The following is a 14,287-nucleotide window of genomic DNA, read 5'->3' on the forward strand; positions in this document are numbered from 1 at the left end:
CACTCACATATCAGCCGCGCTTATCCGCCAACAATACGCGAGCATTCGCGTGGGCACGGCGTGCCCACCGTACGGTCAGCTCCGCACGCGCAACGCATTGCGCACCACGTACAAGCCCACCACATCGATCGCCACGTGCACCAGCACCGCCGCCAGCAAGCCCACGTACTGGTAGATGAACCCCAGCACCACGCTGGCCCCGAACACCCCCGCCGCCTGCACCAGCGTCGCCTTGTCCAGCTTGCGGAACTGGTACACCGGCGTATGCGTCAGCAAAAAGATCACCGAGGTATTCCACACACCCAGCAGCGGCTGCAGCGCCGCGCGGAACAGCAGCTCTTCGCCAATCCCAGCCGCCAGGCTGATCCACACCGGATTGAACCCCGATAAATCCAGCCGCGCATACGCCGCGATGGTCTTGCGCGTCGATTCGGATGATGCCGTCATCCGGAAACTCACATACGACCCGGCCGCCGCCAGCGCCGACAGGCCCAGCCCGAACAGCAGCTGACTCCCCTCATTCATCGGCCCCACGAACACCGACAGCGGCTCCGCGTAGGCCACGAGAATGATCACCGCGGCAATGACGAGAAACACGAGACAGGTGAGCAGCTGCGCGGTCAGGCGGATCGGCGGACGCTCTTGCGGCGGGATCGATGGTTGAACGGACATGAAGAGCAACGCCAACGCGGTTGACGGATAAGGAATCGGAGCCGGCCAGGCCAGCGAATGCGGAATGGCCGCCATTCTAGCGAGCAGCCTGCCCGCTGACAACGCGCCGCGCAAGCGATCAAACGGTGGAGCCGCACTTTGTTAGTGCGAGCACGGACGGCCTTGCCGCAAACCGCGATATTGACGCAAGACCTGCGCCAAACCGCCCGCAATCGTGCGCCTTGCGCCGGCCTGTAGTATCGAGCGGATTGTATTGACGAACCCTTTCGCCTCATTTCCTGGAGATTGCATGACCGAGCTGTTGCCGATCCTGAACAACCTTGCGTGGCCGGTTGCGATTGCCATTGCCTGGATCGCCGGGGAATTCGGCCAGCGCTACACCAACCTCCCGCGCATCAGCTTTTATGGCCTGGTCGGCTTCGCCCTCGGCGCGCCCCAGCTCGGCGTGCTGCCGGTGCCCGATGCCGGCGCCATCCCGATGCTGGCCGACGTCGCCTTTGGCCTGATCCTGTTCGAGCTCGGCTACCGCATCAACTTGCGCTGGCTGCGCAACAACCCGTGGATAGGCGTGAGCGGCCTGGTCGAATCGATCGCCACCTTCATCGCCGTCTACTTCATCGCGGTGGCCTTCGGCACGCCCCAGCTCACCTCGCTGATGCTGGCCTCGCTGTCCATGGCCACCTCCCCCGCCACGGTGGTGCGTGTGATCAACGAGCAGCGCAGCTCGGGCCAGGTGACCGAACGCGTGCTGCATTTGTCGGCGCAGAACTGTGTGCTGGCCGTGTTCGCTTTCAATGCCGTGATCGGCTTCTGGATTTTCCGCACCTTCGAAGACCTGGGCGACGCCCTCTGGAACAGCCTGGTGCTGCTGGCGGTCTCGGCCCTGACCGGCGCCGTGTTCGGGCTGGTGGTGCCGGCCCTGCTGCGCGCGATCGGCAACCCGCGCCACGACGCCACCGTCGCCTTTGCCATTGCCGTGATCCTGCTGGTGGCGATTTCCTATGCCGGCGGACTCTCCCCGGTGGTGGCCTCGCTCGCCTTTGGCCTGGTGGCGCGCCACCGCCGCGTGGCCTTCAGCCAGGCCCAGCGCAACTTCGGCGCGCTGGGCGAACTGCTGACCATCTTGCTGTTCGTGTTCGCCGCCTCGACCCTGGACTGGGAAAAGGTCGCGGCCGGGATCTGGCTGGCCATTGCCGTCGTGATTGCACGCCTGCTGACCAAGACCGCCGGCGTGACCGCGTTTGCCCATCTGTCCGGCGTGTCCTGGCGCAAGGGTTTCCTGGCCGGGGTGGCGCTGGCGCCTTTGTCTGTGTTCGTCATCCTGCTGCTGGAACATGCGCGCCTGGCGGGCGTGGTGGTGGTCGAGGAACTGCGTTCGGTGGCGGCGGTGACCATGCTGCTCGAGATATTCGGCCCCATCATCATCCAGCGCGCCCTGATGTGGGCACGCGAGACCACGGAAATGCGGCCGGAAGCCCGGCCGGAAGTCCGCTCGGAGAACCACCATGCCGCTTGAAGCCTTTGCCCAATCCCAGCCGCTTACCTTCGGGGTCGAGCTCGAACTGCAGTTGGTTAGCCTGTCCGACTTCGACCTGACGGCGGCCAGTCCCGATCTGCTGCACCTGCTGTCGCGCAAGCCCTTCCCCGGCAACGTGACGCCGGAGATCACCGAGAGCATGATCGAGATTAATTCGAGCGTGCATTCGGACTACCAGGAGCTGCTGGCCGAACTGCTGGAAATCCGCGATACGCTGGTGACGGCCGGCGACACCCTGAACATCGGCATTGCCGGCGGCGGCACCCATCCCTTCCAGCACTGGTCCGAGCAAAAGATTTTCGCCAAGCCGCGCTTCGAGCACCTGTCTTCGCTGTATGGTTACCTGGCCAAGCAGTTCACCGTGTTCGGCCAGCACGTGCACATCGGTTGCGGCAATGGCGACAACGCCATGTACCTGCTGCACGCGCTGAACCGCTACATTCCGCACTTCATTGCCTTGTCGGCGTCCTCGCCCTTCGTGCAGGGGCACGACAGTTTGTTCGATTCAGCACGGCTGAACTCGGTGTTTGCCTTTCCGATGAGCGGGCGCGCGCCGTTCACGCTCAGCTGGAGCGATTTCGAGCACGCGTATTACGCGAAGATGGAGCGCACCGGCATCATCAAGAGCATGAAGGATTTTTACTGGGACCTGCGGCCGAAGCCCGAGTACGGCACCATCGAGCTGCGCGTGTGCGATACGCCGCTGACGGTGCAGCGGGCGGCGGCGCTGGCGGCCTACCTGCAGGCGCTGTGCAGCTACCTGCTGCAGCGGACGGAAGAGCCGCCGGTCGAGGACGATTACCTCGTCTACAACTACAACCGCTTCCAGGCGTGCCGCTTCGGGCTGGATGGGTCGATCACGCATCCGAAAACCTACGAAACGGTATCGCTGCGCGAAGATATTCTGACGACGCTGCGCAAGATGGAGCCGCATGCGCAGGCGCTGGGCAGCCTGGATGGCTTGCGGGACCTGGCGGATGCGGCGGCCGGGGGCAGCGATGCGTCGCTGCTACGCCAGCAGTACGAGCGCGAAGGCAGTGTCGAGGCGATCGTGCATTCGGCGATCAATACCTTCCGGGGTGAGCGGCGGTTCTGGCGGCGCTGATGGGGGCGTAGGGTGGACGGCTTGTGATTCAGTCCACTGGACTGAATCACTCCACGCGTTGATTGCCGACAGTGCCATGACTGTGTCGGTTGATCTTGCCGATTTCCGGCTCCGTGATCGTACCGGATGATCTTGCCGCCAACGACCGACGCGTGGGCGGCGCACACGGAGCGGATGACCGATCGTGAAAGGTGGAGCCGACCACCCTACGAGCGTGTGCGTCAGGCCGCGCTCGGTCCCAGGCGGCTGCCGCGCATGATGCGTTCCATGAACGTCGGCTTGGCTGCCGGACGCGGCATGCCGTCGTCGACCAGTCCGGCCCATTTTTCACACAATTGTTCGCAGGTGGCGCGCAGCACCGGGTCGAGCTCGGGCAGGCGCGCGAGGGCGCACAGGTGGCGCTCGATCACCGAGGCCAGGCGCACGCAGGGACGGTCGTTCTCGTCGCGCGCGGTATAGTGCGACATCAGGTGCAGCAGCGACGCGATCATCACCGCGTCGCGGTGGCGCATGTCTGGCGCCGGCAGCATGGATGGCTCGTTTGCTTGGTCTTTCATGACAGCCCCTTGTTCGGATGGACGGTGTGTCTTGGTCAATGAATGAGAATCATTCTCATTCAATGGTAATGGAGGGGCGGATGAGAGGCAAGCGATTTCGCAAGCGTGTGCGGGGGTGTTTGATGTATTTCGGAATGGGTGTGGTGGACACGGCGGCATGGCGCGCATGGTGAGACGGTGGGTACAAGTACCCACCCTACCAGGTTGTAGGGTGGGTTCTCGAACCCACCGCTTCATCACCCGATCAACGGCGAATGCAATTACAAGCGCGTCTCCCGCGCCGCCCTCAAAAACTCATCCAGCACCGGCGTGCAATCGAGCAGATCCGTCCCGCCGGCCCGGTGAAACTCCGGATGCCACTGCAGTCCCATCACGAAGTCCGCCTTGTCGTAGCGGATCGCCTCGACGATCCCATCCGGATACGACACCGCCTCGATGCGCACGTCGCGCCCCAGCTCCTTCACCGCCTGGTGGTGGATCGAATTCACTACAGGCCGCGTGGCCTTCGGGAACATCTTGCGCAGCGATGAGCCCGGCGGGAATTCGATCGCATGGCGGTGCGCGTCGTAGTCGGTGTGCACGTGGGCCAGCGCCTCGGGCACGTTGGTCGCCACGTCCTGGTACAGCGAGCCGCCGAATGCCACGTTGATCAGCTGGCAGCCGCGGCACACGCCCAGCACCGGCTTGCCGGCCTCGACGAATTCGTGCAGCAGTTCGAGTTCGTACAAATCGCGCGCGCGGTCGCCGCTCCACTCGGGCCGGGTCGGGCTTTCGGAATAGGTTTGCGGCGACACGTCCGCCCCGCCCTGCAGCACCAGCCCGTCCAGGTGGCGCGCGTAGTGGCGCAGCGTGATGTTGCTGGGGTGGAGCAGCCCGTTGGTATTCACCGTCGGGATCATGAACACCAGCACGTCGCGCGACATCACCCACTGGGCGATCGATTCTTCCAGGTATTGCAGGTTCTTGCTGCGCAGGCCGGTGGAGCCCGGTTCGGGATGGAAGATACGGGCCGAGACGCCGATGCGCAGGGTGCGGCGCATAAAGTCGCGGCTGAAGCGGTCGCGCATGGCGCGCCAGCGCGAAGACAATACGCGGCCGGCCAGCGCGAACGGCGTGTCGCCGGGCCGCTGGTAGCGCGGCGGGCCATCGGCCGAGCGGCGGTCGGGAACGCGTTCGGGTGCGTCGGGGCGGGTTTCGAGCGGCGGGCCGGGCGCCTCCTCCAGCCCATTTGGATGATCGTCTGCCATGGCTTCAATATAGCCCCGCTACAGCCGCGCACGATTTGAAGTTGTAACAAAGTCACACGGATGAGCTCAATCAGGCGTTCAGGGACACATCGAGGTCAGGCGCATCAGCATCGCCACCAGGCTGCGGTCGCCGACCGGCTGGTCGAGCAGGCCGCGCACGCCGGCCGAATGGGCGCGCGCCGTGTCGTAGCAAAAGGCGCGCCCCACCAGGAACACCACCGCCGTGCGCCCCGCCCCTTCCTGCGCCTTGATCGCCGCGCACAGCGCATACGGGTCGATGCCGGGCGTCGAGGTGTTGATCATCGCCAGCGACACCGGCGTTTCGTCGCACAGGCGCACGGCGGCCGGGGCACTGTCGGTCCAGGCGACCGCCAGGCGCTGCGCGCCGACCAGCTGGGCCAGGTGGTCGCGGAAGGCGCCACCGCCGTCGACGATCAGGACCTTGCCGTCGTGCGGCGGCTGGCGCAGGGCTTCGCCGTCGATGGCCAGGCCGTCGATGCCGCGCTGGCGCCGGCGCCGTTCCGGCAAGGGTGCTTCGCCGCAGGCGCATTGGTGTTCGAGGGCGCGGCGGCGCTCGGCCACCAGCCGCGCCAGCATCGCGTGCAGGGACGCCGCCTCGAGCGGACGCTCGGCCCGCGTCCAGCCATTGCCGCGCTCGGCGCCGCCGACCTGCAGGGCCAGCGGCGTGCTGCGCATGCCGGTCAGGCGCAGCATGGCGCAGGCGTTGTCGCCGTCGGCCAGGTAGACATCGGGTTCCTGCAGGCTGTCCTCGTGCAGGCAGGCATAGTTCGGCCCGCAAGGCGGCGCCTCGGCCAGCAAGGAGGTGATGGCCGAGGCATCCGCCGGTGCAAAGCCGAGCAGGCGCACGGCGGTCGGGGTTTTCTTTGCTTGCATGATGATCATCCGGCACCGCAGACAATGCCTGTTGTGCGCTGCGGTGCGGTCGGCCTCTCCCCCGCCCCTTGCACTATAATACTGTATGCATGTACAGTATCGGTCTTGACCAGCGCTTTCCTTTCGACGATTTCTCGAAGCCCCTATATGCTGGCAGGCTTGCGTATCAATCTAGTCACGTTCCACAACGTTGACAAGGAGATTCGGCCGCACGGCTCCTATTTTTGCCTGCCGACAAGATAGAATGCGCAGGAATTTCAAAAAACACACATCAGCATGGCAACCAAGAAACCCGCACCCGATTACAGCGAATCATCCATCCGCGTCCTGAAGGGGCTCGAACCCGTGAAGCAGCGTCCGGGCATGTACACCCGGACCGAGAACCCGCTGCACATCATCCAGGAGGTGATCGACAACGCCTCGGACGAGGCACTGGGCGGTTACTGCAACAACATCGGCGTCACCCTGAACGTCGATGGTTCCGTCACGGTCGAAGACGACGGCCGCGGCATCCCGGTCGGCATCCACCCGGAAGAAGGCGTCTCCACGGTCGAGATCGTCTTCACGCGCCTGCACGCCGGCGGCAAGTTCGACAAGGGCTCGGGCGGCGCCTATGCCTTCTCGGGCGGCCTGCACGGCGTCGGCGTCTCGGTCACCAACGCGCTTTCCACGCGCCTGGAGATCAACGTCTGGCGCAAGACCGACGACGGCAACGGTATCCACCGCCTGGTCTTCGAAAACGGCGACGTGGTCGAACCCCTCAGCTCCGCGCCGTTCGAGCGCGGCGGCAAGAAGAATGGCACCCGCGTCACCGCCTGGCCCGATCCGAAATACTTCGATTCGCCGAACATCCCGATGGCCGAACTGGTGCGCCTGCTGCGCTCGAAGGCCGTGCTGCTGCCGGGCGTGACCGTCACCCTCACCAACGCCAAGACCGGCGACGTGCAAACCTGGCGCTACGACGAAGGCCTGCGCGGCTACCTGACCGAAGCACTGGCGCAGGGTTCCAGCGGCCAGACCCTGATCCCGCTGTTCGAAGGCGCGCAGTACGCCCCGCTAGGGGACGAAAGCTTTGCCGAAGGCGAAGGCGCGGCCTGGGTCGTGGCCTGGAACGAAGAAGGCAGCGTGGTGCGCGAGTCCTACGTCAACCTGATCCCGACGCCGAGCGGCGGCTCGCACGAGTCCGGCCTGCGCGACGGCTTGTTCGGCGCAGTGAAGGGCTTCGTGGAACTGCACGGCCTGCTGCCGAAAGGCGTGAAACTGCTGCCGGAAGACGTGTTCGCGCGCGTCTCGTTCGTGCTGTCGGCCAAAGTGCTGGATCCGCAATTCCAGGGCCAGACCAAGGAACGCCTGAACTCGCGCGATGCCGTGAAGCTGGTTTCCACCTTCACCAAGCCGCCGCTCGAACTCTGGCTGAACCAGCACGTCGAATACGGCAAGAAACTGGCCGACCTGGTCATCAAGCAGGCGCAGTCGCGCATGCGCTCGCTGCAAAAGGTCGAGAAGAAAAAATCCTCGGGCGTGGCCGTGTTGCCGGGCAAGCTGACCGATTGCGAATCGACCGACCTCACCCGCAACGAACTGTTCCTGGTCGAGGGCGACTCGGCCGGCGGTTCGGCCAAGATGGGCCGCGACAAGGAATACCAGGCGATTTTGCCGCTGCGCGGCAAGGTGCTGAACACCTGGGAAACCGACCGCGACCGCCTGTTCGCGAACAACGAGATCCACGACATCTCGGTGGCGATCGGCGTCGACCCGCACGCGCACGGCGATTCGCCTGACCTCTCCGGTCTGCGCTACGGCAAGATCTGCATCCTGTCGGACGCGGACGTCGACGGCTCGCACATCCAGGTCCTGCTGCTGACCCTGTTCTTCAAGCACTTCCCTGCCCTGTTCCGCCACGGCCACATCTGCGTGGCGCGTCCGCCGCTATACCGCGTTGACGTACCGGCGCGCGGCAAGAAGCCGCTGCAAAAACTGTATGCGCTCGACGACGGCGAACTGCTGGCCATCGAAGACAAGCTGAAAAAGGAAGGCCTGAAGGAAGGTTCGTGGAGCATTTCGCGCTTCAAGGGCCTGGGCGAGATGAACGCCGAGCAACTGTGGGAAACCACGATGAACCCGGACACCCGCCGCCTGCTGCCGGTGTCGCTGGGCGACTTCGACCACGTCGAATCGAGCGCACGTTTCAACATGTTGATGGGCAAAGGGGAGGCCGCCGCACGGCGCGCCTGGATCGAAGAACACGGTAACGAAACCGAAGCGGACATCTGATCATGATCATTGGTATTGATTTGGGCACCACAAACAGCTTGGTAGCAGCCTGGCGTGACGGGCGCGCGCAGATCATTCCCAATGCGCTCGGCGAATACCTGACGCCGTCCTGCGTCGGCATCGACGACGACGGCACGGTCCTGGTGGGCGCAGCGGCACGTTCGCGCCTCCAGACCCACCCCGACCTTTCCACCTCGCTGTTCAAGCGCTACATGGGCAGCGAGCGCGTGACGCAACTCGGCAAGCAGCGATTCCGTCCGGAAGAGCTGTCATCGCTGGTGCTGCGCGCCCTGAAGGAAGACGCCGAGGCCTGGCTCGGTCAACCGGTCGAAGAGGCCATCATCACGGTGCCGGCCTACTTCAGCGACGCCCAGCGCAAGGCCACGCGCGCGGCGGGCCAGCTGGCCGGCCTGAAGGTCGAGCGCCTGCTGAACGAACCGACCGCCGCGGCCCTGGCCTACGGCATCCAGGACAGCCAGCAGGAAACCAAGTTCCTCGTCTTCGACCTCGGGGGCGGCACCTTCGACGTTTCCATCCTCGATTTGTTCGAGGGTGTGATGGAAGTGCGCGCCTCGGCCGGCGACAATTTCCTGGGCGGCGAAGACTTCGTCGAGGTGCTGGTCAAGACCTTCTTCGAACGCAGCAGCCTGCGCAACGCGCTCGGCACCGCGGTGCTCAGCCGCGCGCAGACCCAGCGCCTGCGCGACGAAGCCGAACGCGCCAAGCGGGCGCTGTCGGAATCCGCCACCGCCCAGATGACGTTCCAGCACGAGGGCCGCGAATTCACCTGGCGCCTCGACGAAGACACCCTCGCCCAATTGTGCGAGCCGCTGCTGCAGCGCCTGCGCAAGCCGGTCGACCGCGCCCTGCGCGACTCCACCATCAAGGCGAGCGAACTGGATGCCGTGGTGCTGGCCGGCGGCGCCACCCGCATGCCGATCGTGCGTAAACTCGTGTCGCGCATGTTCGGCCGCTTCCCGTCGGTGCACCTGGATCCGGACCACGCCATCGCACTCGGCGCGGCAGTGCAAGCCGGCCTCAAGATGCGCGACGCCGCGCTCGAAGAGGTGGTGATGACCGACGTCGCGCCCTACTCGCTCGGCATCAACATCTCGCGCCAGATCGGGCCGAACAACTTCGAAGGCGGCCATTACCTGCCCATCATCGAGCGCAACTCCACGGTGCCGGTGTCGCGCGTGCAGAACATCACCACCGTGCGCGACGGCCAGGGCGCGCTGCGCGTGCTGGTCTACCAGGGCGAGGCGCGCCTGGTGAAGGACAACGTGTACCTGGGCGCGATCGACTTCCCGATCCCGCCGAAAAAGGCTGGCGAGATCAGCGCCGACGTGCGTTTCACGTACGACATCAGCGGCGTGCTGGAAGCCGAGATTACGGTTCATCCGACCGAGGAAAAGCACAAGCTGGTCATCACCGAGAATGCCGGCGTGATGACGCCCGAGCAGGTCGAACAGCGCCTGGCTGAACTGGCCGAACTGAAGATCCACCCGCGCGACCAGATCGAGAACCGCACCGTGGTAGCCGAGGCCGACCGCCTGTACCAGGAACTGCTGGGCGACGCGCGCGAATACCTGGCCCAGCACATCGCCGCCTTCCAGTCGGTGCTGGAGCAGCAGGACCACCATGCGGCGGCGCGGGCGCGCACCACGCTGCAGAAGGTGCTGGCCGACCTCGGCCGCGGCGGCCTCGAATGAGCGCCTGGGCCGTCCTCGGCATCAATCCCACGCCGGATGTGCGTGCGATCAAGCGCGCCTATGCGCGCAAGCTGAAAGTCACCCGGCCGGAAGACGACGCCGAGGGCTTCCAGGAACTGAACGACGCCTACCAGGCGGCGCTGCAGATGGCGGCCTACCTGGACAGCGACGAAGAGCAGGCCGAGCCGGAAGTGCTGGTCGCGCAGGCGCCGGCGCAATGCCATGAACCGGCGCCAGCACCTGCGCTGGCGCCTGCACCAGCGCCTGCATTCATGCCACTGCAGGAAGCGGCGCCCGAAGAAACGCAGGACGATCTCGAACCCGCCTGGCAACGACCGGTCGCCGCCTGGCGCGAAGAAGCCTGGGAACGCCCGGTGCCGCTGCTGCGCGAGGTTCCGGACGAGCACGCTCAGCGCCTGGCGCGGCAGAAGGAACGCGAACAGGCGCGCGCCGCCGCCCAGGCCGCGAGCGAGGCCGCCTTTACGCTGGCCGGGCAGTTGTGGGCAGGCTTCCTCGAACGCGCCGCCGTCTCGCCCAAGTACCAGCTCAGCCTGATCCTCGAGGGCGACGACATGCTGAACCTCGAAGTGCGCGAGCATTTCGAGCTGTTCGCCATCCAGTACTGCGCCGGCGCCGCCTGCAGCGACGAGCTGCGCGAAGCCATCGTTACCGTCTTCGGCTGGGAAGAGGACGACGCCTTCGTGCAGCGCCGCCTGCCCGAAGCCGCCGGCGAAGCCATGGCGCGCCTGCGCGCCGGGCGCGACTACCTGCAGCTGCAGCAGCGCGCCAGCAGCGAACCGGCGATCGCCGCCCTGCTCGCCGACAGTGCGGGACGCCGTTTCGGCCGCACCCTCAGGAGCGGCTTCACGCGCCAGATGCAGCAACAGACCGCGCTGATCCGCGAATACCAGCGCGAACTGCTGTACTTCAAGCTCAACCTCGACGTGTTCGGGGAATGGGAAAAACGCGTCGCAGGCCGCCGCTATTTCCTCGAGACGGCGCTGTGGTCGCTTGCCGTGGGCCTGTTCGGCCTGAACCTGCTGGCCGATTACCTCGTGAAGTCGTCGGGCCTGGACGTCGATCCGAACCTGCGCATCGCGCTGTGCGTGGCGCTGGCGCTCGCGGGCGGCGCCGCCTGGACGCTATACCAGCCGCTGGCCAAGCTGCAAGGCGGCGACCGCGGCGCCTGGCTGCTCTACGAAGTGCGCTACCGGCCCGACGTACAGCTGGGCTGGATACCGGTGTTTGCACTCCTGTCGGCCTTCATGGTCCTGTATGAACCGCAGACTGCCGGTGCCTGGCTGTTCCGGGTGGCGCTGCTGGCCTGCGCGCTGGTCGCCGGCTTCGCCAATTCGGTCATGCTGGAAAAAGTCCATTATGTGTTCGGCGCCCTCGCCGCCTGCCTGTTCGGCAGCATCATGGCCAGCCGCTATTTTTCCAGCTACGGCTACGTCACCTGCATGGCCAGCGCCTTCTGCGCCATGCAACTGCTGTACCGCGGCGGCGCCGACCTGTGGAGCCGGATGCCGGACAAGACGCACCTGCTCCTGCCGCTGCGCTGCGCCTGGCTGGCCGGAACGATGGCCATCGTGCTCGGCGCGGAAGGCTCGCCGCTGCCGCTGCCCCTGCATGCCGCGCTGTGCTGGCTGTGGGTACTGGGCGGCATGCTGCTGTCGAACCCGACCATCCACTATTTCGCGGCGGCGGTCGGCGGCCTCGTCTTCATGTTCGGCCTGAGCACGGTGCAGCCCTTGTCGCCGGCACTGAAAACCCAGCCGCTGTCCCTGCTCGTCACACCCCTTTTTGGTGTTGCCATCTTCATGATCATGAACATGATCCGCACTAAAAAGAATCAACATCCATTTTCGTAAGTACCATGTCTAATCAAGCAAATCTGTTCGAACAAGCCAGCGAAGCGCTCGACGACGTCGAATCGCTGACCCTGTCCACCTTCGCCGAGCGCGCCTACCTCGACTACGCCGTCTCGGTGGTCAAGGGCCGCGCCCTGCCCGACGTCTCCGACGGCCAGAAGCCGGTCCAGCGCCGCATCCTGTACGCGATGAACGAACTGGGCCTGGGCGCCACCGCCAAGCCGCGCAAGTGCGCGGCCGTGGTCGGCGACGTGCTCGGTAAACTGCACCCGCACGGCGACCAGTCGGTGTACGACGCGCTGGTGCGCATGGCCCAGGACTTCTCGCTGCGCTACCCGCTCATCGACGGCCAGGGCAACTTCGGCTCGCGCGACGGCGACGGCGCCGCGGCGATGCGCTACACCGAAGCCCGCCTGACTCCGATCTCGCGCCTGTTGCTCGATGAAATCGACATGGGCACGGTCGACTTCCAGCCGAACTACGACGGCACGACGAACGAGCCGCGCGCCCTGCCGGCGCGCCTGCCGATGGTGCTCCTGAATGGCGCATCCGGTATCGCGGTCGGCCTGGCCACCGAGATCCCGTCGCACAACCTGCGCGAAGTGGCCGATGCGGCGGTCGCCATGATCCGCAATCCGAAGATCTCGAACGCCGAGCTGATGACCATCATCCCGGGCCCGGACTTCCCGGGCGGCGGCCAGATCATCACCCCGGCATCGCAGATCGCCGACATGTACGCCACCGGCCGCGGCTCGATGAAGGTGCGCGCGCGCTGGAAGATCGAAGAGCTCGCCCGTGGCCAGTGGCAGGCGGTGGTCACCGAACTGCCGCCGGGCACCTCGGCCGCCAAGGTGCAGCAGGAAATCGAAGAGCTGACCAACCCGAAGGTCAAGCTGGGCAAGAAGACGCTGACGCCGGAACAGATCGCACTGAAGCAGACCATCCTGAATTCGCTCGACACCATGCGCGACGAATCCGGCCGCGAAGCACCGGTGCGCCTGGTGTTCGAGCCGAAGTCGAAGAACCAGGACCAGAACGAGTTCATGCTGCTGCTCCTGGCGCACACCTCGCTGGAAACCTCGAGCGCGATCAACCTGGTGATGATCGGCGGCGACGGCCGCCCGCGCCAGAAGGGCCTGAACGACATCATCCAGGAGTGGATCGACTTCCGTTTCGTGACCGTGCGCCGCCGTACCGAGTTCAAGCTGGGCAAGGTCAACGACCGCATCCACATCCTGGAAGGCCGCGAGATCGTCCTGCTGAACATCGACGAGGTGATCGCCATCATCCGCAATTCGGACGACCCGAAGGCGGCGCTGATCGAGCGTTTCAATTTGTCGGAACGCCAGGCTGAAGACATCCTGGAAATCCGCCTGCGCCAGCTGGCGCGCCTGGAAGCGATCAAGATCGAGCAGGAGCTGGCCCAGCTGCGCGGCGAAAAGGAAAAGCTAGAAGACATCCTGGCCAATCCATCGACCATGAAGCGCACCATCATCCGCGAGATCGAAGCCGATGCAAAACAGTTCGGCGATGCGCGCCGTACCGTGATCGAGGAAGCGCAGCGCGCCGTGGCCGAGCAGAAGGTCATCGACGAGCCGGTGACGGTGATCATTTCCGAGAAGGGCTGGGTGCGCGCGCGTACCGGCATCGGGCACGATGCAGCCCAGTTCACCTTCAAGCCGGGCGACTCGCTGGGCAGCGCCTTCGAGTGCCGCACCGTCGACACCCTGCTCGGCATCGGCGACAACGGCAAGGTGTATTCGGTGCCGGTGGCGGCCCTGCCTGGGGCGCGCGGGGATGGCGTGCCGATCACCACGCTGGTCGATCTGTCGGGCGGCGTGCGCATCCTGCATTACTTCGCGGGTTCCGGTGAGACGCGTCTCCTGATCTCGACCTCGAACGGTTTCGGCTTCATCACCAAGGCCGGCGACATGATCAGCCGCCTGAAGGGCGGCAAGTCCTTCATCACGCTCGACGACAAGGCCGTGCCGCTGGCGCCGCGCGTGATTTCGGATGCCGCCGGTGCGGTGGCCTGTTTGTCGGAAAAGGGCCGCGTGCTGGTGTTCGGCATCGACGAGATGAAGGTGCTGACCAATGGCGGGCGTGGCGTGATCCTGATGGAGCTGGAGCCGAAGGAAACGCTGCTCGCCGTGCAGCCGATCAGCCAGAAAGGCGTGAACGTGATCGGCACCTGGGCGGGATCGAAGCCGCGCGTGGTGGAGCTGTACGCGTCGGGGCTGGAGCCGCACTTCGGCAAGCGCGCGAAGAAGGGTAAACCGCTGTCGGCGAAGCTGAAGGCGACGGATCTGGCGATGCGGGCGACGGGCGAGTAATCGCTTGACCGCAGCGTGAATGGACGAAGCCGGCGAAAGCCGGCTTTGTTGTTTGTGGCGCCGGTTGCGGATTATTGGCAGGCGG

Annotated in this window: 10 protein-coding genes; 6 read left to right on the forward strand and 4 right to left on the reverse strand. The window is 65.5% G+C overall.

The features are described 5' to 3' along the window. Positions 1 to 75: 75 nt before the first annotated feature. Positions 76 to 747, reverse strand: a complete 672-nt coding sequence (locus tag LK540_RS11140) for a CPBP family intramembrane glutamic endopeptidase (protein WP_229437360.1) — start codon at positions 745 to 747, stop codon at positions 76 to 78. Positions 748 to 961: 214 nt separating this feature from the next. On the opposite strand from LK540_RS11140, the gene LK540_RS11145 reads away from it, so the two are divergent. After that, positions 962 to 2,188, forward strand: coding sequence for a cation:proton antiporter (locus LK540_RS11145; protein WP_229437361.1), 1,227 nt, complete (start codon positions 962 to 964; stop codon positions 2,186 to 2,188). Further along, positions 2,178 to 3,314 (forward strand): YbdK family carboxylate-amine ligase, encoded by a 1,137-nt coding sequence (locus LK540_RS11150; RefSeq protein WP_229437362.1) that lies wholly within the window; start codon positions 2,178 to 2,180, stop codon positions 3,312 to 3,314. The genes LK540_RS11145 and LK540_RS11150 overlap by 11 nt, the downstream gene beginning before the upstream one ends. Positions 3,315 to 3,535: 221 nt before the next feature. On the opposite strand, the gene LK540_RS11155 is transcribed toward LK540_RS11150, so the two are convergent. From LK540_RS11155 to LK540_RS11165, 3 genes are all read right to left on the reverse strand, one after another. Continuing rightward, complete coding sequence (locus tag LK540_RS11155) at positions 3,536 to 3,871, reverse strand: hypothetical protein (RefSeq protein WP_229437363.1); 336 nt, start codon at positions 3,869 to 3,871, stop codon at positions 3,536 to 3,538. 260 nt (positions 3,872 to 4,131) lie between these two features. After that, complete coding sequence (locus tag LK540_RS11160) at positions 4,132 to 5,118, reverse strand: gamma-glutamyl-gamma-aminobutyrate hydrolase family protein (protein WP_229437364.1); 987 nt, start codon at positions 5,116 to 5,118, stop codon at positions 4,132 to 4,134. A 78-nt stretch (positions 5,119 to 5,196) separates the two neighbouring features. Further along, the gene (locus LK540_RS11165) at positions 5,197 to 6,012 is read right to left on the reverse strand and encodes a response regulator (RefSeq protein ID WP_229437365.1); all 816 of its coding nucleotides are present in this window, start codon (positions 6,010 to 6,012) and stop codon (positions 5,197 to 5,199) included. Positions 6,013 to 6,288: 276 nt separating this feature from the next. On the opposite strand from LK540_RS11165, the gene LK540_RS11170 reads away from it, so the two are divergent. From LK540_RS11170 to parC, 4 genes are read left to right on the forward strand one after another with little or no spacing between them, the layout of a single operon-like run. After that, complete coding sequence (locus LK540_RS11170; protein WP_229437366.1) at positions 6,289 to 8,286, forward strand: DNA topoisomerase IV subunit B; 1,998 nt, start codon at positions 6,289 to 6,291, stop codon at positions 8,284 to 8,286. 2 nt (positions 8,287 to 8,288) lie between these two features. After that, positions 8,289 to 9,998, forward strand: coding sequence for a molecular chaperone HscC (locus LK540_RS11175; RefSeq protein WP_229437367.1), 1,710 nt, complete (start codon positions 8,289 to 8,291; stop codon positions 9,996 to 9,998). After that, positions 9,995 to 11,869, forward strand: coding sequence for a J domain-containing protein (locus tag LK540_RS11180; RefSeq protein ID WP_229437368.1), 1,875 nt, complete (start codon positions 9,995 to 9,997; stop codon positions 11,867 to 11,869). The genes LK540_RS11175 and LK540_RS11180 overlap by 4 nt, the downstream gene beginning before the upstream one ends. A gap of 5 nt (positions 11,870 to 11,874) precedes the next feature. After that, the gene (gene parC / locus LK540_RS11185; RefSeq protein WP_229437369.1) at positions 11,875 to 14,202 is read left to right on the forward strand and encodes a DNA topoisomerase IV subunit A; all 2,328 of its coding nucleotides are present in this window, start codon (positions 11,875 to 11,877) and stop codon (positions 14,200 to 14,202) included. Positions 14,203 to 14,287: the final 85 nt, after the last annotated feature.

The organism is Massilia sp. IC2-278 (assembly GCF_020708045.1).
In the GTDB taxonomy this organism is placed as follows: Bacteria; Pseudomonadota; Gammaproteobacteria; order Burkholderiales; family Burkholderiaceae_D; genus Telluria.